Raw genomic sequence first — 20,452 nt, forward strand, 5'->3', positions numbered from 1 at the left:
CCCACCCCCTGGTAAGTCCCTCCTTCCCCCGTACCTCAGGGAGCTCTGCCATGCCCGGAATATCCAGAAAAACAGCCATCATTCTCGCCACCTTCGCCTCCCTCGCCCTCCTCACCACCGCGTGCACCGGCCAGTCGGACTCCGCCGCGAGCGACGACGCCTCCAAGGAGACGACCATCAACTTCTGGCACGCGTGGAGCGCGCCGGGCGAGGTGAAGGCCGTCAAGGACCTGGTCGCCGGCTTCGAGAAGGCGCACCCCAACATCCACGTCAACGTCGTCGGCAACATGACCGACGACAAGATGAACCAGGCCCTGCGCACCGGCGGCGCCAAGGCCCCGGACGTGATCTCGTCCTTCACCACGAACAGCGTCGGGAAGTTCTGCTCCTCCGGCGCCCTGGTGGACCTCAACCCGTTCTTCGAGAAGTCCGGCGTCGACCCGGAGAAGACCTTCCCGAAGGCGATGAACGAGTACACCCAGTTCGAAGGCGACCGCTGCGCGGTCCCCCTCCTCGGCGACGCGTACGGCCTCTACTACAACAAGACGGCGTTCGAGAAGGCCGGCGTCGCCGCCCCGCCGAAGACCTGGTCGGAGTTCGAGCGCGTCGCGAAGAAGCTGACGATCCCCCAGGGCGACTCGTACAAGCAGCTCGGCTTCATGCCGAACTACCACGGCTGGGAGACCACCACCGAGCACTACCTCGGCCAGTTCTCCCCCACGTACTTCGACAAGGACGGCAAGTCACTCGTCGGCAAGGACCCGGCGTTCGAGGCCGCTTTCACGGTCCAGAAGAAGCTGGTCGACGAACTCGGCGGCTACCGCAAGCTGGAGACCTACCGCTCCAAGCTCGGCGACGAGTGGGGCCCCAAGCACCCCTTCCACACCGGCCAGGTCGCCATGCAGCTCGACGGCGAGTGGCGCCTGGGCATGGCCCTGGACGCCAAGCCGAAGTTCGACATCGGCGTGGCCCCGCTGCCCGTCCCCGACGACCAGGCCGACCAGTACGGCAAGGGCTACATCACCGGCACCATCGCCGGTATCGCGGCGACCAGCAAGAAGCAGAACGCGGCCTGGGAGCTGGTGAAGTACATGACCACGGACACGGACGCGGTGGTGAACTTCTCCAACGCCATCCACAACGTCCCGTCGACGCTCGCGGCCCTGAAGTCCCCGAAGCTGAAGTACGACCCGCGCTTCAAGACGTTCCTGGAGATCGCCGCCAACCCGGACTCCACCACCGCCCCCGCCTCGGTCAACGGCGGCGTCTACCTCACCACCGTCCAGGAGTTCGGCTACGCCTATGAGAGCGGCAAGGCGACCGACCTGAAGGCCGGCCTGAAGAAGGCGGCCGCACAGATCGACACAGACATCGCGCAGGCGAAGTAGCCATGAGCACCATGAGCCCTGGTGGCACCATGAGCACCTACACGCTGCGGGCGAAACACCGCCGCTCGACGCTACGCACCCTCGCCTTCCTCTCCCCCTGGCTGATCGGCTTCACGGTCTTCTTCGCCTATCCCCTGATCTCCACCGTCTACTTCTCCTTCATGCGCTACGACGGCTTCAAGCCGCCCACCTGGAGCGGCACGAAGAACTGGGTGTACGTCTTCGAGCACTACCCCCTCTTCTGGCCCGCCCTGCGCAACACCCTGTGGCTGGTCGTCATCATGGTCACGCTCCGGGTCGCCTTCGGCCTGGGCGTGGGCCTGCTGATCACCAAGATCAAGACAGCGACGGGCGTCTTCCGCACCCTCTTCTACCTGCCCTACCTGGCCCCGCCCGTGGCGGCCACGATGGCCTTCGCCTTCCTCCTCAACCCCGGCACAGGCCCCGTCAACTCCCTCCTGGACCAGGCCGGGCTCCCCACCCCCGGCTGGTTCAACGACCCCGCCTGGTCGAAGCCGGCCCTCACCCTGCTGGCCCTGTGGGGCATCGGGGACCTGATGGTCATCTTCATGGCGGCGCTGCTCGACGTACCGAAGGAGCAGTACGAGGCGGCCGAACTGGACGGCGCGACCCCCTGGCAGCGCTTCCGCTACGTGACGCTCCCGAACATCTCACCGATCGTCATGTTCGCGGTCGTCACCGGCGTCATCCAGACGATGCAGTACTACACGCAACCTCTGATCGCCGGAAAGGTCGCCTCGGGCGTGATCCAGGGCGCGGGAACGCTCTTCGAGCCCGGCTACCCGGACAAGTCCACGCTCACCCTCCCCCAACTCGTCTACAACCTGGGCTTCCAGCGCTTCGACTACGGCTCCGCCTGTGTGGTGGCCCTGGTGCTCTTCGCCCTCTCCATGGCCTTCACCGCACTCCTGATGCGCCGCAAGGGCGGCCTGATCAACGCGGGTGAACGATGACGCAGGTACTCGACAAGCCCCTGGAGCTGAAGGCGCCGCCTTCTCCGGCCGAACGCACGGCCCACCGAAGGGCGCTCCTGGAATGGATCGCGATCCACTCCCTGGGCATCGCGGCGGCCCTGTTCTTCACTCTCCCCTTTGTCTTCGTCCTCCTCACCTCGCTCATGAGCGACTCCCAGGCCCTCAGCCGCGACCTGATCCCGCACACCTGGGAGTGGGACAACTACCGCCGGGTCTTCGACACCCCCGGCTTCCTCACCTGGTGGAAGAACACCCTGTTCTACGCGTTCCTGGGCACGGCCCTCACGGTGCTCTCCTCGATCCCGGTGGCCTACGCCCTGGCCAAGTTCCGCTTCCGGGGCCGCAATCTGGCGTTGATGCTGGTCATCTCGATGATGATGCTGCCGCCGCAGGTCGTCATCATCCCGATGTACCTGTTCTGGGCGAAGCAGCTGGACCTGTCCGGCACGCTCTGGCCGCTGATCATCCCCATGGCGTTCGGCGACGCGTTCTCCATCTTCCTCCTCCGCCAGTTCCTCACCACGATCCCCGACGAGTACCTGGACGCTGCGAGGGTCGACGGCTGCGGCGACCTGCGCACGCTCTTGAAGGTCGTCCTCCCGATGGCGAAACCGGGCATAGCCGCAGTGGCGTTGTTCCAGTTCTTCTACGCGTGGAACGACTACTTCGGCCCCCAGATCTACGCCTCGGAGAACCCGGGCGCCTGGACGCTCTCCTACGGCCTGGAGTCGTTCAAGGGCGCCCACCACACCGACTGGAACCTCACCATGGCCGCCACCGTTCTGGTCATGGCCCCCGTGATCCTCGTGTTCTTCTTCGCCCAGAAGGCGTTCGTAGAGGGTGTCACGCTCACCGGAGTAAAGGGTTAGACGCATGAAACTCACCGTGGTCGGCGGAGGCTCGACCTACACCCCCGAACTCGTGGACGGCTTCGCCCGCCTCAGGGACACCCTCCCCATCGAGGAACTGGTCCTGATGGACCCCGCCGAAGACCGCCTGGCCCTGGTCGGCGGCCTGTCCCGCCGCATCCTCGCCCGCCAGGACCACCCCGGCCGCATCACCACCACGACCGACCTCGACCGCGCGGTCGACGGCGCGGACGCGGTCCTCCTCCAGCTCCGCGTGGGTGGCCAGGCGGCCCGCGAGCAGGACGAGACCTGGCCCCTCGACTGCGGCTGCGTGGGCCAGGAGACGACAGGCGCCGGCGGCCTGGCGAAGGCCCTGCGCACGGTCCCGGTCGTCCTCGACATCGCGGACCGGGTACGCCGCACCAACCCGGACGCCTGGATCATCGACTTCACCAACCCGGTCGGCATCGTGACCCGCGCCCTGCTGGAGGCGGGCCACAAGGCGGTCGGCCTGTGCAACGTGGCGATCGGCCTGCAACGCAAGTTCGCGGCGCTGCTCGGCGTCGACGCCCCGGAGATCCACCTGGACCACGTAGGCCTGAACCACCTCACCTGGGAGACGGGCGTACGCCTGGGCGGCCCGGAGGCCGAGGACGTCCTGCCCAAGCTGTTGACGGACCACGGCGACACGATCGCGGACGACCTGCGCCTCCCACGCGCCCTGCTGGACCATCTGGGCGCGATCCCCTCCTACTACCTGCGCTACTACTACGCGCACGACGAAGTCGTACGAGAACTGCGGACGAAGCCGTCGAGGGCGGCCGAAGTCGCGGCGATGGAGCGGGAACTGCTGACGATGTACGCGGACCCGGCGCTGGACGAGAAGCCGGAGCTGCTGGCCAAGCGCGGCGGCGCGTACTACTCGGAGGCGGCGGTGGACCTGGCGGCGGCGCTGCTGGGCGGCGCAGGCACGCCGTACCAGGTGGTGAACACGTACAACCGGGGCACGCTGCCGTTCCTCCCCGACGACGCGGTGATCGAGGTACAGGCGGCGGTGGGCGCCAAGGGCGCGTCCCCCCTCCCCGTCACCCCGGTGGACCCCCTCTACGCGGGCCTGATGGCGAACGTGACGGCGTACGAGCACCTGGCCCTGGAGGCAGCCCTGCACGGCGGCCGGAAGCGCGTCTTCCACGCGCTCCTCTCGCACCCCCTCATCGCCCAGTACGAGTACGCCGAGACACTCACGGACCGATTGATCGCACACAACCGGGAGCACCTCGCGTGGGCCTGACCGCGACCGTCACGGCGACCGTCCTCGCCATCGACGCCGGCAACAGCAAGACGGACGTGGCGATCGTGACGGCGGACGGAGAAGTCCTGGCCAGGGCGCGTGGGGGCGGCTTTCGCCCGCCGGCGGTCGGCATGGACACGGCGATGGACATGCTGGCTGTCCCTGTCCGTCAGGCCCTGACCACGGCAGGCCTCACCTCCGTCACGCATGTCTCGGCGTGCCTGGCCAACGCCGACTTCCCCGTCGAAGAGGACCGGTTGACGACGGCGCTGCACGCACGCGGCTGGGGCGAGACGGCAACAGTCCGCAACGACACGTTCGCGATCCTGCGCGCGGGGGTGACGGAACCCCGGGGTGTCGCGGTCGTCTGCGGGGCGGGCATCAACTGCGTGGGCATGCGTCCCGACGGCCGCACGGCCCGCTTCCCGGCCCTCGGCAGGGTCTCGGGCGACTGGGGCGGCGGCTGGGGGCTCTCGGAGGAGGCGATGTGGCATGCGTCACGTGCGGAGGACGGCCGGGGGCCTGCCACAGCCCTGTCCCGGACCCTCCCCGCCCACTTCGGCCTGACATCCATGTACGCGCTCATCGAGGCGCTGCACCTGGACCGGATCGCCGAATCCCGCCGCCACGAGCTGACGCCGGTCCTGTTCGCGACGGCGGCGACCGGAGACCCGATCGCCCGCACGATCGTCGACCGCCAGGCGGAGGAGGTGGTCTCCATGGCCGTGGTGGCCCTCACCCGCCTCGACCTGGTGGACGAACCGACACCGGTCCTGCTGGGCGGCGGCGTCCTGGCGGCCGGGCACCCCCGGCTGAACGGCCGAATCCAGGACCTCCTGTCCGACCGGGCCCCGAAGGCGATCCCGCAGACGGTCACAGCCAGCCCGGTCCTCGGCGCGGCCCTGCTCGGGCTGGACAGGGCGGGAGCGAGGGAGGAGGCGCAGGGGCGGCTGCGGGCGCATTTCGGGGTGTGAGGGGCGTGAGACGGGGGCTCGGAGGGCGGGCGTTCGAACAGCGTTCGTGAACAGGCGCTGTGACTGGGGTACGCGCGGGCGCATACTGAGGCAATGACAAAGCCTTCCGCGAAGCGCCACCTGCCCACCAGCCCCTTCAAGCCCCCGGTCGTGCCGGCTCCCAAGCACTTCGCCGTCGGCGACCAGGTCACCCACGACATCTACGGCCTCGGCCGCGTGATCGGCATCGAGGACGGAATCGCGGCGCTGGTGAATTTCGGCGGCTCGGTGGAGCAGCGGATCCTGAGCCCGTACGCGAAGATGACCAAGCTGTAGTACCGACCGCAGCACCCGCTCACCGCACGCCAGGTCCCCACGGGGGGCTTGGCTTCCAAGGGAGACCTCTCATCGACCTGACCTCGCCGTTCTCCGCCCCGGACGGACCGCCCAGCTGCCCTGCCACAGCATCGCCCCCGCCGGCCATGAACCCCTTCCAGGCCCCGGACTTCGGAGAGGACGAGCCGTTCGCGACCCCAGGCCAGACACCCCAGCCGGTGCCGTTCAGCCCGCAGGGCTAGGGCCTGTCGTTTGGATCACGCCGCAGACGCGGGGCCTGGCACGCACATCTGCCGCGTTCTCGTCGGTCGCCGACGCTCCGCGTCGACTCCCTCCTCCGCCTTGCAGCTGCACGCACCAGGCCCCGCTCACCGGCGTCGAAGAAGTGCTGCCGATTCTCTGCGCCGTGATCCAAACGACAGGCCCTAGCTGTATTGCCCTGAGAGGTCCAGGCCGGAGGGGGCCGGCACGGCATCGTCAAGACCTGTGGACCGGCGAGGCTATCGCCCGATACTCCGGCACCAACGGATCTCACCTTCGTGCCATTCGTCGGTGGGCGTGAGCCCGGCGGCGGCCGACGAGTCCTAGGGCTGCTTCGGTGGCGATGCCTCTTCCCTGCCACGCGGTCCCACCACCCAGGCGATTTCGGCGACGGTGCTGTGACCGGAGGAGGTAATCGTCGCCTGCACCGTGCCCGTCAGGCAGGGCGAGCCCGCGGTCATGCGCTGGTAGCGCAAGCGCAAAGCTCGCGGGGTGTCGGGGGTGCCGCCGATGAAGGTGTGCAGCGCCGGATCGGACAGCACCTCGGCCATCTCCTCCGCGTGCTCGACGAGAAGCGGCAGCAGATCCAGCCGTGCGGTCGTGACGGCCTGGGCCGCAATGTCACTCACAGGGGCGCCCCGATCTCCACGCTCGACCTCAGATAGCACTCATAGATCAAGGGCGACCGACAGCGACAGTCGCCCCAGCGTCGCCGGCCGCGAACCCCCAGTTCAGCCGCCCCCGGCGATACGCGTTTCCGCCAAGGCCTAGCCGTACGGCAAGATGGGGTGTTACTTGCCGCGAGAGGGCATGAAAAGGCCCCTCACCAGCGCTTTCCGTGCCGATGAGGGGCCGTGTCAGGCGGCTTGGGCCGTCTCTGGGCCGTCGGGCGTCTCCGGGCCGTCATGAGCGTGACCGGCTGCCCGGTACATCGCCGAGATGGCTTTCCGGGTGCGGGTCTCGCTGGACGGCATGAGGTGCGTGTAGACGCGGAGGGTGAAGCCCGGGTCACTGTGGCCGAGGTAGAGGCTCAGAGCCTTGATGCTCTCTCCGGCGTCCAGGAGGACCGAGGCGTAGAAGTGCCGCAGGGCGTGCATGCCGTGCTCGCGGGCGGCGACGTAGCGCTGGCCTTTTTCGGGGGTCGGGATGATGCCGGCGGATGCGAGCGCGGGTTTCCACGCCTGGTCGTTGAACGCCTGGCTCCAGATGGCTGCGCCGATGCCGCTCGTGAAGAGGAGCTGGTGTGTGACCTTGGGGCCGGTCGGGGTGAGCCATGGCAGCGTCACTTCGACGGGCGGGAAGTTTGCCATGTGCTCGCGGAGCGCCGCCGACACCTCGGGGTCGAGGGGAACGTCACGGAGCTTGCCGCGCTTGGGCGGGGCGAAGACCAGCGTGCCGCGAACCTTCTTGACCTGCTGGCGGACGTAGAGCCAGCCGAGGTCTCCGATGTTGTCGACGGCCAGGCCGAAGATCTCACCCTGTCGTAAGCCGCACCCGGCGCCGAGGTCGACCATGGCCCGGTACCGGTCCGGCAGCCCGGCGCGTACGCCGAAGACCTGATCAGCGGACCACGGATGTACGCGTGACGGCACGGGGCGAGGTGCCTTGACCGATCGGACCCGGCAGGGGTTCGAGGCCAGGAGACGGTCATCCACGGCCGCGTTGAGCACCGAGGAGACCGCGTCGAAGATGAGGCGCCGGTACTGGGCGGATGCCACGGCGTCTTCGAGCTGGCGGTTCCAGTCGCGGATGTGCTCGGGCTGGAAGGAGCCGATGGGGCGCGTTCCGAGGTAGGGCAGGGCATGAAGGCGGAGCCTGCCTTCGACGGCGGCCCGGCTGGTGAGATCGGTCGTGAGGGCTGCCAGCCAGCGGTCGGTGTACTCACGGAAGGTGATGCGGGCGGCCCTTGGGTCGATGTACTGCCCACGGGCCATATCGGCCTCTACGTTGGTCAGCCAGGCATCAGCCAAGCGCTTCTGTTTGTCCGGGAAGCTCTTCGACTTCTCCGTGCCGTCCGGGCCGATGTAGCGGGCGCGGTAACGCATGCCCGTGCCGTGGCGGTCGGTCTTGACCTTGCGTGTCTTGCCGTCCGGGCCGACCTCGTTCCGATACCAGCGGTCTTGGATGTGCCCCGCCATCAGGCAGCCTCCCCAAGCTGGGAGTCCACCCAGGCCCGCACGTCGTCCGGGTCGAAGCGGAGATGTCGGCCGATTCGGAAGCCGCGGGGACCGGTGCGCTTGCGGCGCCACTGGTAGACCGTCTCGACGCTGGGCAGCTCGAACATCTCGACCAGGTCCTCAGGCGTCAGGAACCGGGTCGGCAGCTCTGAGGCCATGGTCAGTACTCCCTTTCGGTGAGTTGGTCGCGTAGGGCTTCGCGGGCGGTTTCGCGGTTGAGCTGGAGGTCGCGGGCGATGGTGACGGCGAGTGCGGATTCGCCTGGGGTATGGCCGTGTCCGGCGTACTGCCAGTCGGACAGGACCAGGACGGTGTCCGGCTCGCGTTCCTCCAGTCCGAGGGCGGCGTGTTCATGGGCGGCGCGGTAGTCGGCGCGGGCCTGGCGGAGGGCGCCGAGGGTGGTGGAGTAGCGGCGCGACTTGGAGGAGAAGTGGCCGCGGAAGCCGAGCATGTGAGCCCAGGCCCACAGGCGACGGTCGGGGTAGAGCGGGTCGAGTTCCTTGCAGGCCTTGATGAGGCGGCGGGTGTGGTCCGGGACGTGGTGGCGGTCGAGCTCGGAGAGTTCGCCGATGCGACGGTCCAGGGTGCCGGTGTTCTCGGCGGCTTTGGTGGCGTACTTGGCCACGTAGGAGGCCACGGCCTGTTCGGTGAGCTGGGAGCAGTCGCCGAAGGCCTTGACGGGGCGTACGTCGAGCTGGGTGCCCCAGCGGAAGGTACGGGCGGGCTGGTCCTCGGAGGCCGGGACGGAAGCCGAGGTGTAGGAGTGCGCGGCAGCTGCACGGAGGGAGTCGGCGAGGACATCGGTCGTGGCCCAGGAGGGCGGGGCGGTCTCGGGTCCGTCGGGGCCGTCGATGCGGATCACCGCGTGGAAGTGCACGGCGCCGCGCTTCTGGAACTCGGCGACCTTGCCGTAGGACAGGCGGGCGCACTCCTTCAGCTCCCGCTGAGTGATGCCGGCGCGGGCGGCGATCTCGCGGCGGAGCCGGTTGGTGAAGCGCTGCCAGAGCTGACCGGCGTGGTTGTTGAACAGCACGGCGCCCGTGTAGTCGTACGTCGCCGGGTCCAGTGCCGTACCCAGGTCTGGGTCATCGGCGCGGTGGCGGACACCGCAGCGGCAGACGCCGTGGTCGGGCCGGTTGTGCACGGGCCCGAACGAGGGCGCGGTGAGGGTGGCGAAAACCCGGGGGTGGTCCCGGACGGTTGAGGGGACGTCGCGGCGGTCGTCGCCAGCGAGGCCCGCGCGGATGAGGTGGTAGGTGTCGCCCGCGTAGGTCCAGGCGCAGGAGGGGCAGCGGGAGGCGCGACGGTTGCCGCAGGCGATGCGGAGACGGCCGCCCGGCTCGTTGGCGGTGGTGTAGTGGTGCAGGGTCTCGCCGGTGGTCTTGTCCTTGGCAAGGGTCCAGCCGGTGAGGTGGATGGGATCGGCGCAGCCGCCGGTGCGGCGGATCTGCTCGTGCCAGCGTTGGTAGTCAGGGGCCGAAGCCACCCTCAGCAGGTCGCCGAGGGTGGTCGGGTCGAGCAGGTCAGGCATGCGCATCCTCCGGGACGCGGCGGGTGGGGACGGTGCCGAGGCCGTTGCAAGCCGGGCAGTTGGCGGTGACGGTCCGCAGGTGGCCGTGCCGGTCGCGGCTGCCGGTGGTGATGGCGGCGGTGGCGAAGCCGTCGCAGTGGGGGCAGATGCGGGGCGTCGGCGTGGTGGTGGGGTGCGTCATGCTGGGGGTTCCTTCCGGTTGTGAGATCGGACAGGGACGGCGCCCGGAGCGGACGAGACTTGGCGGTTGAGGCCGCTCCGGGGGCCGGTCAGCGTCGCTTCGTCTCCGAGGCGAGCAGGGAGCGCAGGACGACGGCGCAGACGGCGACCGAGGCGCCGGTGATGGCGACTGCCAGGAGCATGGAGACCAGGACGGCGCCGACGACCAGGACCACGGCGGTACCGCCGCCGACGAGGGCGAGGGCCGTGCCGGGGGGGATCTGCACCGTCGGCCGGGACGGGACCGGAGCCGGGGCCACCGAGGCGGGCTGCGGGGGCTGAGCGGCCGGGACGATGGTGGTCGGCTCGACCACGGCAGGCGGGCTGACGAGGCCGGTCGGCGTGGGCATGGTCGGGATCTTCGGACGGAACATCAGCGGTACTCCCTTCCGGAGGCGGTCACTTGATGAAGGTGTCAATGGCGGGGGCTAGGACGCTGTCGGCGAGGAGGAATCCGCCGAGCAGCAGGACGGCGATGAGCCAGGCGGGCGGGCGGATGAGCTTGACGCCGAGGTAGCCGACGACGAGCAGGGCGAGCCAGAGCGGTACTTCCATGGCGGTGGGCCTCCTAGCGGACGTGGCAGCGGTGGGTGCGGGCGGCGAGCTGGGCGGCGGACTGGCTGGAGTAGTCGGCGGACCAGCCGCACCGGTCGGCGGTGCACACGGCGGCGTGCTTGGTCCGGCCGTTGCGGTCGCGGTGGGTGCCGATCTGCACGGGGCCGATCCGCATCACGGAGTGGAAGTGGTCACGAGCGGGCATGACGGTGGGTCTCCCTTCGGGTCAGGCGAGTTGGGCGGCTATGGCGTCGGCGAGCTGGGGCGGGACGCCGAGGCGGGCACGCAGGGTGTCGGTGTCGATCGGCGAACCGGTACGGGCGCGGTGGTCGTCGGCGACCTTGCGGGCGTGGTCGACCAGCGCGGCCGGGACCGGCACAGCCGGGGCGGGCTCGGCAAAGGCAGGCTCGGCGGCGGGAAGGGTCGGGGTGTCGTCGACCGCCGGGACCGGCTCAGGCACAGGCTCGGGTTCGTTTTCGGTAACCGGCTCAGGGTTCGGTTCGGTGACCGGGGCTGCGGGTGCCGGCGGTTCCGGCACTCGTTCTGTGGCGGAGTGTGCGAGGAGGGTGCCGCCCATGAAGGCCAGGGCGGGCCAGGCGGCGACGAGGATGCGTAGCCAGGCCGGAACGTCGGTCAGGTCGAGGAGTCCGGCGGTGGCGACGTTGGCGCCGAGGGAGGCGAACAGAGCGACGATGAACCAGCACCAGGCCAGCCGGGACGGCCCGTCGACGCGGAGTCGGCGCCAAGAGGCGACCAGGAGCAGGTCCACGCTGATCGGGTAGGCCCAGGCTTTCCAGCCGTCCTGCCCGGCGGCGGCCGCAAGGTCGTGGAGGTGGGCGAAGGACAGCGCCCCGGCGATGACGGCCTGGACCAGGACGGCATCTATGCGGAGAGCGGGGCGGGCCATCACGGCTCCTTCCGGTGTTGTGGCATGGCGGGGGTAGGGACCTGGCGCGAAGCGGTCGCGCCGACCGGTGGAGCGGGGGAAGGTCAGGCGGTGGCGGGGGCTGTCTTGGACAGCGGCACCCGGGCCGAGGGCAGCGCGGCGACCGCGGGCCGGTAGGCCGCAAGCGCGGGCACGTCGGGAGTGCGGTCGGCGTACTTGTTGCAGAGGTTCACGGCCTGGCGCAGCGAGGTGTGCGGGGCGCGGATGCGGTGCCAGCCACCGGTCGAGTCACCAGCGATCGCGATGCCGCGTGTCTCGGCGGGGATCTGGATGGCGGCCAGGACGGCGTCCGGGGAGATGTCGCCGAAGGCCATGTTGGCGCTGGTTTCGTCGTTGACGCGGTGGGCGGTGCGGCCGGTGAGCTGGGCGCGGAGCATGGTGATGCCTTTGCCGAGTTCGGAGCCGAAACGCTGTCCGCAGATTTCGAGGTAGATGCCGGCGGCGCGGCCGAGCTGGGCGAGACGCACGAGGGCCGTGATGATCCGGTCGCGGCGCTTCTCCTCGTCCTTGCTGGCGAACAGGGCGAGTTCGGCGACCTCGTCGACCAGGACCACGACCGGGACGGGGCGGATGTCGTCGGGCAGGTCCCAGATGTCGGCGGCGATCTCCGCATCCGGCACCGCGACACTGATGCGCTGCTCGGCGCGGATCAGTTGATAGACCTCCTCCATGTGGGACACCAGGGCTTCCAGTAGTTCTAGGGCGGTGTCGGGGTTGTCGGCGAGGGCGGAGAAGCGCCGGGCCAGCGGGAACAGCTCGACGCCTTGCTTGCAGTCGATGCCGACCAGGGCGACGTCCATCGGGGCGAGCCCCGCGACCAGGTTGCGCTGGTAGACGGACTTGCCGGACTCCGTGGCCCCGAGGGTCAGGCCGTGCGGGACGGCACGGTAGTCGCGGTAGTGCACCGAGCCGTCCTCCCGCAGCGCGACCGGAACCCGCATCGGACGCGTGTCGGTCTTCGCGGGCATCTGAACCTGCTTGAGCACGTCGTAGCCGGTCATCCGCACCTCAACGACGCCGGATCGGACCTCGCGGGAGGTGACGCCGTACATCCCGAAGGAGTGGCGCAGCCGGTCCGTGGCCGCCGACACGTCGAAGGCGTCCTGTCCCGGTCGGAGCTTGAGTCGCAGGACCAGACCGGTCCGGGTCGGCCGTAACCGCAGGATGCGCGGCACCCGGGACTCCGGCACCGGCCGGTTGGCCACCCGGGCCAAGGCCAGCCGCCAGCGTGAAGGCGGGACCGTCAGGCCGCAGGCGTCCATGACCGAGGCGTAGCGCACCAGAACCCGCACCATGGCGACGATCACCCCGAAGGTCAGCCAGTACCAGGCGGGGCGCCGCCACCGCAGGAGCCCTGCAGCGGCGCCGACCACAACCACAGCGACCATGAACCAGGTCATGATCAGGCCGCCTCGGATGCCGAACCGGTGGCAGCCAGCGAGGTGACCGCGACCGCACGGAAGGCGATGCCGTGCCGCTTCTGGCCGTTGAACTCGTTCTCCCACGGCCGGGCGATCAGCCCCGTCAAGGCGACCGGGGTGCCCATGGCCAAGTCGCTGGAGATACCGGGCTCCGGAACGGTGACGGACAGGATCTCGACCTCGTCGTTGGCCGCGAACATCACGTCCACGGTCATCAGCTTGACGCCGTCGGCGTCGGTGGCGATCTCGCCGGTACGGCGGTCACGGACCTTGGGCTGCGGGGCCTTGGCGACCATCACAGTCGCGGCGGACGTGTCTACGGGAATCTGACGCATGATGGAACTCCCTTGAGAGGGGCGGGAGCGGCGTACTTGCTTGGCGGTGGGTCGCCGCTCCTGTGATCGCGGATGGAATGCCGCAGCAAAGCCACGGAGTGCTACGCGCCACCATCTGGTGCGCACCAGAAGGTTGCATCTGGTGCGCACCAGATGTCAAGCGCTGTCGCGGGCCGGCACCTCAACTCGCCTGACTGCGACGGCTCCAGGAAAGCGCGCCAGACAACGCCCCGGTAGGCAACAGGGGTTAACACGAGGCTGGTTAACCCCTCCCGACCTGCGTCGATGTGAGGCATCCTGCTGTTACGGCTCAACAACCCCAGGAGGAACGGCAGTACGACATGAGCGGACTCAGGGCAGCAAGAACGGCACGGGCCTGGTCACAGGAGCATCTGGTGCGGGAGATCGAGCGCCATGCACGTCAGCACATGCTCACCGTCGCCTCAACCGCGAGTTTGCGAGTGTACGTCTCGGAATGGGAGAACGGCCGACGAACGATCTCGGACTACTACGCCAAGATCCTCCGTGCCCTCCTCGGCATCACCGACGCCGAGCTCGGAGGCGGAGCGCAGCCGCCGGCACCCGCAATGGCAGACGGCTACGACGAGCTGATAGACCGGATCGACGAGGCGCGGAACGTCAGCCTGACCATGGTGAAGACGTTCATGGACCAGACTGAACTGCTCCGGACCATCGACCGCCAGATGGGCGCCGCAAGCCTGGTCGACCAGATGACCGCCCACCTGACGCGGCTGGAGGACGCCCTTACCTTCGCCGTGCTCCCGGAGACCCGGCGCCCGGTCGCTCTGGCACTGACCGGTGCGGCAACACTCGCGGCCTGGCAGGCACTTGACGTCGGAGCCGTCGAACGAGCGTGGCGTCACTACGAGCTGGGGAAGCGCGCCGCCCAAGAGGCCGAGGAGCCCATGTACCTCGCCCATGCCACCGCCGAACAGGCATACGTGCTCTGCGACGCCGGGCGCCCCGAAATGGCGGTGCACCTTGTTCGAGAAGCACAGCGTCTCGGAGGGCAGAGCATGTCTCCGCGCCTCAAGGCGTGGCTACACGCCGCCGAAGCGGAGATCTGCGCCCGAGCTGGGCTCCAGGAAGACTGCCGACGGGCTCTTGACCTTGCTATGCGTCACCTGCCCTCAGGAGAAGAAGCCCGTGATCCGGACATGCTGAGCATCTTCCTGAACGAAGGCCATCTCACCAGGTGGCGTGGGAACGCATTCGCCCTCATCGGAGATGGTGAAGCCGTGGACAACCTGTACGCCGCGCTGGAGACGACCGATCCGACGTTCGTCAGGGCGTCGGCAGGACTCCACTGCGACTTGACCCAAGCCCACCTGGCCCGCGGGGAGTACGACCAGGCGCGCAAGCACCTGCGGCAAGCCCGACTCGTGGCAAGCCGAACTAAGTCAGTACGTCACAGGCGCCGGATCGAGCAGCTCACGCAGCGGTTGTAGGCGACGCGCCGCGCCCGCGTGTAGCCAGCACATGGAGGAGGGCGACCAACGTGCCGGACCCCATCAGCTCACCACGAGCCATCAGGCCGGGAATGTCAGACAGCGGCACCCAGGCGATATGCCCCGCCTCTTCCAAGTCGGTCGGCTCCCCAATGAGCTTCGCTCCCTCACCGACGAAGATGTCGTGAGGCGAGTCGACCATGCCGACCATGGGCTGGTAAGTGACCACGTGCTCCAGTCCGTTCGGCCGCCACCCGGTCTCTTCCTCGACCTCACGCAAGGCGGTCTGAAGGGAATCTTCCCCCTCGTCGACGATGCCGCCTGGCAGTTCCCAGCCGAAGGCATCAGGGACGAAGCGGTACCGCCACATCATGAGCACCCGGTCTTGGTCGTCAATGACGGCGGCGATGGCCACATGGTGGAGCCTGACGACATGGTGCTCGAAGCGTTCGACGCCGGGCGGCTCCACATCAACGAGGCTCAGCTTCACCCATCGGTTGTCGTACAACGTCCGCTCACCGTGGATTTGCCATGGCTCGACGTCCGCCGGCGCCTCAGTCGTGACGGATCGGTCCGGCACTCGGTACGAGCTACGACCATGCACCTCGACGACGCCCTCAGTAACGAGCTTGGCCAACACCTGACGCAGGGCCGTGCGGCCGATCTCCAGGTCCTCGGACAAGGTCCGCTCGGACGGGAGCTTGGAACCTGGCGAGTACCTGCCCTCAGCGATCCACTCACGAATCGTGCGGTAGACCCGCTCCGACTTCGGTCCCATCCGGTGAGCACGCTCCTGTCGTCGTGTCGGGTAGCCAACACAAGCCTAGCCGTGTGACTACTCACGTGAGTAGTCACCGACTGACACAGTGATCAACAAGAGCGCGGTACAACTTTCCCTACTTCATCAAGGCCCGCGCACGGCGCGGGCGCGCGCCGCCTCTGCGGCGCGGCCTGCCTTCTGTCTGCGCCCCGGCTGGCCGCGCCCGGCGGCGCGCTACGTGCATGCGGGCTGAGGCAGGAAACCCTCTGTGGCTGGGGCGGTCGGCTCCACGGCTTTAGGCAGCCAATTTGGCGCGAGCCTCGAAGATCATGGCCCAAGATCGGGCACTAACGGGCAGGCTCACAAACCTGCCCGATCCGCGGGCTAGCGTAATGGGCCATGATCACTCGCGCCAAATCAGCTCCAGCCCAAAGCCGTTCCGCCAACCTATGGGGCGCCATCATCCCATGCTGGCTCCAGCAACTTACCCTTATAAATCATCGTGACGAGAATTACATAGGCGCTCACTATTTCTGCCCGCCTGACGCGTGAGACATGTCTTGATCGTGTGACTGTCAAGAACGCTCCGCAACGCCAGTTGCGGCATCCGAGTGAACATACAGGAGCACCTTCCGGGGCCGTCCTCGGGCCGTGGAAGGGCGCTCAACGATGATCATCATCGACAGCTACCGACGACTCAGCGGCAGGTCATGACGTTGATCGATAAGGCGGTCGCAGGTCACGGCCGCCGGCCCAACTGATCACCGCAGGGAATTTCGAGGGCACGGAAAAGAGGTCCCGGCTTGGGTGCCGAGACCTCTTCTACCCTGGTCCGCGCCTCCTACGGGGTCGCCGTGGAGATCATGCGGCTCTTGCCCTAGCTGCCCCGGGGTGCCGGAGAGCCGGGTGAGATGCGCGTACTACCGGATCAATGCTGGTTCCGGATGTACTTGATGATCATGATGATGAAGCCGGGAACGAAGAACCCGGCACTGACCCCCGCGATGACTGCCCCGAAGTACGGGAAGTGCCCCCACGTACGCGCGGCGATTCCGGAGACGAGTCCGGCGACCAGCCCGATGAGAAGGATGATCACGGCCTCGAACTTCCGGATCTTGGACCCGTCGTCCCCGCTCCCGCTGCCCGAGCCGGAACTGGAACCTGCCCCGGAACCCGAACCGGGACCCGACCCCGAGACCTGCGGGCCGTTCGACCCCGACACCTGGGGGTCGCTCTGCGTCGCACTCATGTGCAACCTTCACCTTCGTCAGCCGCCTGTGAAGGATGACCTGTCGGATTCGGGCTGGCGAAGTTGCCCGGCCGCTGACGCGGCTTCACCCCAAGGGCTGCTCGGGTCCGTTCATGGCGTGACCGTCCCGGCGACCCGTCGTGCTTGGGTCCTCCACTCCTGCCAATCTCCCGTTAAGGCACGCCCGGATGGTGGCAGGACTCGGCGTCCATCCGGGCCGCCTCGCCTACACGGCGAGGACTTGAGGAGACCCTAGACGCACGCCTGCCTGAAAATCACAACCCAACCCCACTTTTGTGATGTTACTCACCACTAACCCGTTCGGGTGGACAGGCCAACTTCCCAGGTCAAGCAAGGTACTTGGGTCCGAAACCACTTTGATCGGGACACGTCACCCCTCGATGTCGGCTACTGGGTGTGACGTACGTCATTGACGCAAGATACAAGATCGTTCTTTGCAGAGAAACGCCAGGTCACAGCCTTCTTGACGAGCCGTCAAACACGATCTGCCGAGGCCAGAGGGCCGCGTTCGTCTCAAAACCCGGATTCGCCTGCTGAAGCCCGATCTGGTAGAGCCCGGCTCCCGTGTGGTCGGAGGCCGGCCAGGAGCCTGTGAGGGGCGTCTGGAGGGGCACTGTCGGATGCCGGAGAGACGAACGCCCGCGTCAACCGGTTGGGCGGGTGTGCCTTGCTGTCTCTGGGCGCAGCGTCATACTCGCGTTATGGACAAGACGCTGCCGGTTGTCGCCATCATCATTTCATCGGTAAGCGCTCTGTTCACCGGTATCAACGTGGTGGTCGGGTATCGCACCTATAGGCGCGTACATCCAAAGGTGAAGGTACGCATCTTCCGGCGCTCGGTGGTAACCAACCGAGACGGGGTGAAGGAGTATCAGTATGTGTTGAGGTTCCGGAACATGGGGGCTAACCCGGTATCGATTGAGCGCATTGAGTTGGTTAAGCATGTCCGTTGGCATCGTAAAGACACGCTACCCCTACTCAAGGGCGAACGTTTTCTACCGGGAGAAGGTGAACGGGTGCCACCCTTCGACGGCATCACGCACGGATTCTCTGCGCCCGTACGCACGGTGCCAATGAGCGGGCGTTGTCGCTTCAGGGTGTTGCTGTCCAATGGCCGTACGGCCATGAGTCGCAAGTTCCATCAGAGCCGCCTAAAGCCCGATGACTGAGCCGCCCTGAGTCGACGTATGGGGAGCCGCACACACTGAGAGCCCCGTTCCAACTCGTAAGAGGGTAGGGCGGGGCTCTTAGCTATGCCGTGAACGGTTAGCCCTTACGCGGCAGATAGCCGTTAGCCATAGTCGACTTGGGGTCCCAGATACCGACCCACGTCGTACGGCTTTGGGTGCCGTTGGACAGCGTGACATCCACGCGAGCATAGAGCGGGACCTCATGCGGGAACTGGTTCACATAGCGCTCAGTATCAAGCTGACACTGGATACTGATACCGCCGAAAGCCGGGATGTCCCGAGGCTCACCCTCAGGGATATCCAGGGTCAACGGGTATCCGGGGCGACCATCCAACATCATGTCCATCTCGGACCGGTATACCGCGCCGAGGATCTTGCCGAGTATGGTTGTCTGCGGCCTTTCCTTGAGCGGGGTTACCCATACCTTCACGTGATCCGTAACCGTGATGGGGTACTGACCCTTGTTCCTGAGGTCAATTACGAGGGCGAGATCCGTCTCGTCACTGACGAACACGGAGAAGCCAGCCTGTACGCGGGGCTTGGCTCTGCGGAACGTCATCCAAGAGGCCAGCATGTTGAGCCCCGTGAAGAGGGCAGCGAGGCAGGACACCAAGAGTGCCCACTGAGCGGTGTTCATGCGCTGAGCATGCACGACCCGCGTCACGTCCCGTACCGGATTTGAGGTGACTCAGCGGTTCGGTACCGGAAGCCCCCGGGGGCCCCGCTGAGAGGCTCTCAGGGGGACGTGCAGCGCCGGTCGGCCACGGGGTTGGTACGGCTCGACATCAGGGCGTGAGAGGGGTCCGGGCGGGGGTCGAGAGGGAGCCACCGGCCTGGCCTCCCTCACGCGCGTGAAGTGCCGTCGCGCCAGTCGCCGGCAGCACCCAGAGCGGGCCCGGATCGAACTCCTAAAGCAGTGCTCATCCACCCGTCTGGACCGCCGTTGGTCCGCGCCACTCCGTTCAACAGGGACCAGACCCCTACTGGTCCAAGAGGAAGTCGACTGCGCAATTGATGCGCTTGCCGAGATCGCTGAGGGTATAGGGGGCGCTAGGGTTCAGCCCAGATAGGTCGGATTGTCCATACTGAACACGGCGGTGATGAGCCCCGATTCCCTGGAAAATCCACGGCACCATCTTAACCATACGGACGTCTGTCCTCCCGGCAGTGACGAACCAGCCCCCGGGAATAGGGAAGAACCTGTCGAATGCCTCCAGAGCTACTGGAATTTCCTCATCCGGTATACCCGAGTACCTCGACATCCACTCGAACTCTTGCTGTTCCCTATCGTCAAGGTAAAACCCTCCCCAGCCCCAGAGGAGTTGCTGCCAGAAGGTTGCGTAGCGGCGGAAATTTGGCTGCTCACGCAACCAAGCCATGCCGCTGTGGAACGTCTCCGGTAGGGCGTGGTAGATCAGTCCCTCAAAGAACCACGTCTTCCCGTCTTCCGACATCCCGAACTCCGGGGCCCCATCTGGGTGCGCAAGCGCATAGTCAACCGCCGACTTCAAAATTGAAAGCCGGGCGCGATGCTCAAGGTAGCAGCAGGCCTGAAGCTCCGGGAACTTGCCCTGGAGCATGCCCGTATAGCTCGCACTGTTGGGATTCACAGACTGAGGATCGAACGCTCCTCCGTCGAGCTCGTGCGCATAGCCGCGCGTCAACTTCGGATGCTCGCTGTACGCTTCGTATAGCATCGCCAAGGACTCCTCCGGAGCGCGGGCAAAAAAGGTCCCGTTGTTGATCTGGCGATGATAGATCTTCGCCGCCTTGGCCCCTTCCTCTCCCTTCTTCCTTGCTCGCTGATTTAGGAGCTTAATGAATCGGCGCTCCACACCGTAAGAGTGCTGCCACAGTTCGATCAGCTCCGGCTCAACAAAGGTTCCGAAACCCTTCTGCGTGAATTGCTCGGGAGCGACCTTGAAGTCCTTGAAGCAGACGACGTTCAGCCCCAGCGGCTCCATCCGGCTCGGGGCAGTCTCACGCTTGTCCCACTTGGTGATGAAAAAGGCACCACGATCGATCTTCAGGTACTGCATCAACCCGACGACCTTGAAGAGATCGGTGTAGCCCCAGCCTCCCCCCTTGACTTCGATAAGCTGCCGCACAGCTTCTTCGTGCGTGTAGTCCGTGGAAACGATGTCGAGCTCGAGAAGGTCCGCTGGATCGGACTCCACTAGTTGCTTCTCCACGAAGTGGCCCGACGCCTGGAACAGCGCGGCGACGTAGTCCTCAAGCTCCTCACCTGCTCCTGGGATGTCCGGCAGCTTCACGACGCGTCTACTCATCAGCAATCCCCCTCTGTACAGCGGGAACTCTACCTACGGACCGGGGCCGGCGGAGCGGACTGCGTCACGTCGTCGCCCAGTCCAGTGGGGGTATAGCGAGGTAGAAGCGCACCTGATCGGTTGACGCTTCCACGGCTGTGGCTGGCTTTCGCTGGCTGCGACACAGACCAACCGCACAACGACCGATCACCAGATGTCAGCCCGCCTGCCCGGCTCGAA

General features: G+C 67.1%; 22 protein-coding genes, 1 pseudogene and 1 riboswitch. Of the genes and pseudogenes, 8 read left to right on the plus strand and 15 right to left on the minus strand.

Annotated features, from left to right (window positions below):
• Window positions 1–50: 50 nt before the first annotated feature.
• The 6 genes from ACFZBT_RS01770 (at window position 51) to ACFZBT_RS01795 (ending at window position 5,811) form a co-directional block, all read left to right on the plus strand.
• Window positions 51–1,388 carry an extracellular solute-binding protein gene (locus ACFZBT_RS01770; protein WP_391097585.1) on the plus strand — a complete coding sequence of 446 codons (1,338 nt, stop codon included), beginning with the start codon at window positions 51–53 and terminating at the stop codon, window positions 1,386–1,388.
• A 29-nt stretch (window positions 1,389–1,417) separates the two neighbouring features.
• Window positions 1,418–2,362 (plus strand): ABC transporter permease subunit, encoded by a 945-nt coding sequence (locus tag ACFZBT_RS01775; RefSeq protein WP_391097586.1) that lies wholly within the window; start codon window positions 1,418–1,420, stop codon window positions 2,360–2,362.
• Window positions 2,359–3,252 (plus strand): ABC transporter permease subunit, encoded by an 894-nt coding sequence (locus ACFZBT_RS01780; protein ID WP_391097587.1) that lies wholly within the window; start codon window positions 2,359–2,361, stop codon window positions 3,250–3,252. Before ACFZBT_RS01775 ends, ACFZBT_RS01780 begins: the two co-directional genes overlap by 4 nt.
• 4 nt (window positions 3,253–3,256) lie before the next feature.
• Entirely contained in the window at window positions 3,257–4,522 is a 1,266-nt protein-coding gene (locus tag ACFZBT_RS01785; RefSeq protein ID WP_391097588.1) for a 6-phospho-beta-glucosidase, read from the plus strand.
• Complete coding sequence (locus ACFZBT_RS01790; protein ID WP_391097589.1) at window positions 4,513–5,496, plus strand: BadF/BadG/BcrA/BcrD ATPase family protein; 984 nt, start codon at window positions 4,513–4,515, stop codon at window positions 5,494–5,496. Before ACFZBT_RS01785 ends, ACFZBT_RS01790 begins: the two co-directional genes overlap by 10 nt.
• Window positions 5,497–5,589: 93 nt before the next feature.
• Complete coding sequence (locus ACFZBT_RS01795) at window positions 5,590–5,811, plus strand: hypothetical protein (RefSeq protein ID WP_391097590.1); 222 nt, start codon at window positions 5,590–5,592, stop codon at window positions 5,809–5,811.
• A 500-nt stretch (window positions 5,812–6,311) separates the two neighbouring features.
• Here ACFZBT_RS01795 and ACFZBT_RS01800 read toward each other — a convergent pair.
• The 11 genes and pseudogenes from ACFZBT_RS01800 to ACFZBT_RS01850 all read right to left on the minus strand — a co-directional run bounded on the left by ACFZBT_RS01800 (window position 6,312) and on the right by ACFZBT_RS01850 (window position 13,256).
• A pseudogene (locus tag ACFZBT_RS01800) lies at window positions 6,312–6,701 on the minus strand (GNAT family N-acetyltransferase).
• Between the two features lie 228 nt (window positions 6,702–6,929).
• Window positions 6,930–8,210, minus strand: coding sequence for a tyrosine-type recombinase/integrase (locus ACFZBT_RS01805; RefSeq protein WP_391097591.1), 1,281 nt, complete (start codon window positions 8,208–8,210; stop codon window positions 6,930–6,932).
• On the minus strand, window positions 8,210–8,407 hold the full coding sequence (locus ACFZBT_RS01810; RefSeq protein ID WP_391097592.1) for a helix-turn-helix domain-containing protein: 198 nt from the start codon (window positions 8,405–8,407) through the stop codon (window positions 8,210–8,212). The genes ACFZBT_RS01805 and ACFZBT_RS01810 overlap by 1 nt, the downstream gene beginning before the upstream one ends.
• 2 nt (window positions 8,408–8,409) lie before the next feature.
• Window positions 8,410–9,780, minus strand: coding sequence for a replication initiator protein RepSA (repSA, locus tag ACFZBT_RS01815; protein ID WP_391097593.1), 1,371 nt, complete (start codon window positions 9,778–9,780; stop codon window positions 8,410–8,412).
• Window positions 9,773–9,961, minus strand: a complete 189-nt coding sequence (locus ACFZBT_RS01820) for a hypothetical protein (protein WP_391097594.1) — start codon at window positions 9,959–9,961, stop codon at window positions 9,773–9,775. The genes repSA and ACFZBT_RS01820 overlap by 8 nt, the downstream gene beginning before the upstream one ends.
• Window positions 9,962–10,049: 88 nt before the next feature.
• A complete protein-coding gene (locus tag ACFZBT_RS01825; RefSeq protein WP_391097595.1) occupies window positions 10,050–10,373 on the minus strand; it encodes a SpdD-like protein in 324 nt (107 codons plus the stop codon).
• A 25-nt stretch (window positions 10,374–10,398) separates the two neighbouring features.
• On the minus strand, window positions 10,399–10,554 hold the full coding sequence (locus ACFZBT_RS01830; RefSeq protein WP_104779910.1) for a hypothetical protein: 156 nt from the start codon (window positions 10,552–10,554) through the stop codon (window positions 10,399–10,401).
• A gap of 13 nt (window positions 10,555–10,567) precedes the next feature.
• Window positions 10,568–10,759 carry a mobile element transfer protein gene (locus ACFZBT_RS01835; RefSeq protein ID WP_391097596.1) on the minus strand — a complete coding sequence of 64 codons (192 nt, stop codon included), beginning with the start codon at window positions 10,757–10,759 and terminating at the stop codon, window positions 10,568–10,570.
• Between the two features lie 21 nt (window positions 10,760–10,780).
• A complete protein-coding gene (locus ACFZBT_RS01840) occupies window positions 10,781–11,461 on the minus strand; it encodes a DUF2637 domain-containing protein (RefSeq protein WP_391097597.1) in 681 nt (226 codons plus the stop codon).
• Window positions 11,462–11,544: 83 nt separating this feature from the next.
• Window positions 11,545–12,900, minus strand: coding sequence for an FtsK/SpoIIIE domain-containing protein (locus tag ACFZBT_RS01845; protein WP_391097598.1), 1,356 nt, complete (start codon window positions 12,898–12,900; stop codon window positions 11,545–11,547).
• Between the two features lie 2 nt (window positions 12,901–12,902).
• Window positions 12,903–13,256, minus strand: a complete 354-nt coding sequence (locus ACFZBT_RS01850) for a hypothetical protein (protein WP_391097599.1) — start codon at window positions 13,254–13,256, stop codon at window positions 12,903–12,905.
• Window positions 13,257–13,684: 428 nt separating this feature from the next.
• Here ACFZBT_RS01850 and ACFZBT_RS01855 point away from each other — a divergent pair, with 428 nt between their 5' ends.
• Window positions 13,685–14,725 (plus strand): XRE family transcriptional regulator, encoded by a 1,041-nt coding sequence (locus ACFZBT_RS01855; RefSeq protein WP_391097870.1) that lies wholly within the window; start codon window positions 13,685–13,687, stop codon window positions 14,723–14,725.
• On the opposite strand, the gene ACFZBT_RS01860 is transcribed toward ACFZBT_RS01855, so the two are convergent.
• Together ACFZBT_RS01860 and ACFZBT_RS01865 are read right to left on the minus strand one after the other, a co-directional pair.
• On the minus strand, window positions 14,709–15,503 hold the full coding sequence (locus ACFZBT_RS01860; RefSeq protein ID WP_386781989.1) for a GntR family transcriptional regulator: 795 nt from the start codon (window positions 15,501–15,503) through the stop codon (window positions 14,709–14,711). The genes ACFZBT_RS01855 and ACFZBT_RS01860 overlap by 17 nt on opposite strands.
• A 910-nt stretch (window positions 15,504–16,413) precedes the next feature.
• Window positions 16,414–16,734, minus strand: a complete 321-nt coding sequence (locus tag ACFZBT_RS01865; protein ID WP_391097600.1) for a hypothetical protein — start codon at window positions 16,732–16,734, stop codon at window positions 16,414–16,416.
• Between the two features lie 8 nt (window positions 16,735–16,742).
• A riboswitch (cyclic di-AMP (ydaO/yuaA leader) is annotated at window positions 16,743–16,951 on the minus strand.
• A gap of 505 nt (window positions 16,952–17,456) precedes the next feature.
• On the opposite strand from ACFZBT_RS01865, the gene ACFZBT_RS01870 reads away from it, so the two are divergent.
• Window positions 17,457–17,924: a hypothetical protein gene (locus tag ACFZBT_RS01870; protein WP_391097601.1), complete on the plus strand. Its 468-nt coding sequence runs from the start codon at window positions 17,457–17,459 to the stop codon at window positions 17,922–17,924.
• A 97-nt stretch (window positions 17,925–18,021) separates the two neighbouring features.
• Here ACFZBT_RS01870 and ACFZBT_RS01875 read toward each other — a convergent pair whose 3' ends face one another.
• Together ACFZBT_RS01875 and ACFZBT_RS01880 are read right to left on the minus strand one after the other, a co-directional pair.
• Entirely contained in the window at window positions 18,022–18,582 is a 561-nt protein-coding gene (locus ACFZBT_RS01875; protein WP_391097602.1) for a hypothetical protein, read from the minus strand.
• Between the two features lie 343 nt (window positions 18,583–18,925).
• Window positions 18,926–20,218, minus strand: coding sequence for a hypothetical protein (locus tag ACFZBT_RS01880; protein ID WP_391097603.1), 1,293 nt, complete (start codon window positions 20,216–20,218; stop codon window positions 18,926–18,928).
• Window positions 20,219–20,452 lie beyond the last annotated feature (234 nt).

This window comes from Streptomyces sp. NPDC008137, from assembly GCF_042957035.1.
Classification (GTDB): Bacteria; Actinomycetota; Actinomycetes; order Streptomycetales; family Streptomycetaceae; genus Streptomyces.

Coding starts and splice junctions, on each gene's coding strand:
- ACFZBT_RS01770 (WP_391097585.1), top strand. CDS start 51: ATGCCCGGAATATCCAGAAAAACAGCCATCATTCTCGCCACCTTCGCC.
- ACFZBT_RS01775 (WP_391097586.1), top strand. CDS start 1,418: ATGAGCACCTACACGCTGCGGGCGAAACACCGCCGCTCGACGCTACGC.
- ACFZBT_RS01780 (WP_391097587.1), top strand. CDS start 2,359: ATGACGCAGGTACTCGACAAGCCCCTGGAGCTGAAGGCGCCGCCTTCT.
- ACFZBT_RS01785 (WP_391097588.1), top strand. CDS start 3,257: ATGAAACTCACCGTGGTCGGCGGAGGCTCGACCTACACCCCCGAACTC.
- ACFZBT_RS01795 (WP_391097590.1), top strand. CDS start 5,590: ATGACAAAGCCTTCCGCGAAGCGCCACCTGCCCACCAGCCCCTTCAAG.
- ACFZBT_RS01805 (WP_391097591.1), bottom strand. CDS start 8,210: ATGGCGGGGCACATCCAAGACCGCTGGTATCGGAACGAGGTCGGCCCG.
- ACFZBT_RS01810 (WP_391097592.1), bottom strand. CDS start 8,407: ATGGCCTCAGAGCTGCCGACCCGGTTCCTGACGCCTGAGGACCTGGTC.
- repSA (WP_391097593.1), bottom strand. CDS start 9,780: ATGCCTGACCTGCTCGACCCGACCACCCTCGGCGACCTGCTGAGGGTG.
- ACFZBT_RS01820 (WP_391097594.1), bottom strand. CDS start 9,961: ATGACGCACCCCACCACCACGCCGACGCCCCGCATCTGCCCCCACTGC.
- ACFZBT_RS01825 (WP_391097595.1), bottom strand. CDS start 10,373: ATGTTCCGTCCGAAGATCCCGACCATGCCCACGCCGACCGGCCTCGTC.
- ACFZBT_RS01830 (WP_104779910.1), bottom strand. CDS start 10,554: ATGGAAGTACCGCTCTGGCTCGCCCTGCTCGTCGTCGGCTACCTCGGC.
- ACFZBT_RS01835 (WP_391097596.1), bottom strand. CDS start 10,759: ATGCCCGCTCGTGACCACTTCCACTCCGTGATGCGGATCGGCCCCGTG.
- ACFZBT_RS01840 (WP_391097597.1), bottom strand. CDS start 11,461: ATGGCCCGCCCCGCTCTCCGCATAGATGCCGTCCTGGTCCAGGCCGTC.
- ACFZBT_RS01845 (WP_391097598.1), bottom strand. CDS start 12,900: ATGACCTGGTTCATGGTCGCTGTGGTTGTGGTCGGCGCCGCTGCAGGG.
- ACFZBT_RS01850 (WP_391097599.1), bottom strand. CDS start 13,256: ATGCGTCAGATTCCCGTAGACACGTCCGCCGCGACTGTGATGGTCGCC.
- ACFZBT_RS01855 (WP_391097870.1), top strand. CDS start 13,685: ATGCTCACCGTCGCCTCAACCGCGAGTTTGCGAGTGTACGTCTCGGAA.
- ACFZBT_RS01860 (WP_386781989.1), bottom strand. CDS start 15,503: ATGGGACCGAAGTCGGAGCGGGTCTACCGCACGATTCGTGAGTGGATC.
- ACFZBT_RS01865 (WP_391097600.1), bottom strand. CDS start 16,734: ATGAGTGCGACGCAGAGCGACCCCCAGGTGTCGGGGTCGAACGGCCCG.
- ACFZBT_RS01870 (WP_391097601.1), top strand. CDS start 17,457: ATGGACAAGACGCTGCCGGTTGTCGCCATCATCATTTCATCGGTAAGC.
- ACFZBT_RS01875 (WP_391097602.1), bottom strand. CDS start 18,582: ATGAACACCGCTCAGTGGGCACTCTTGGTGTCCTGCCTCGCTGCCCTC.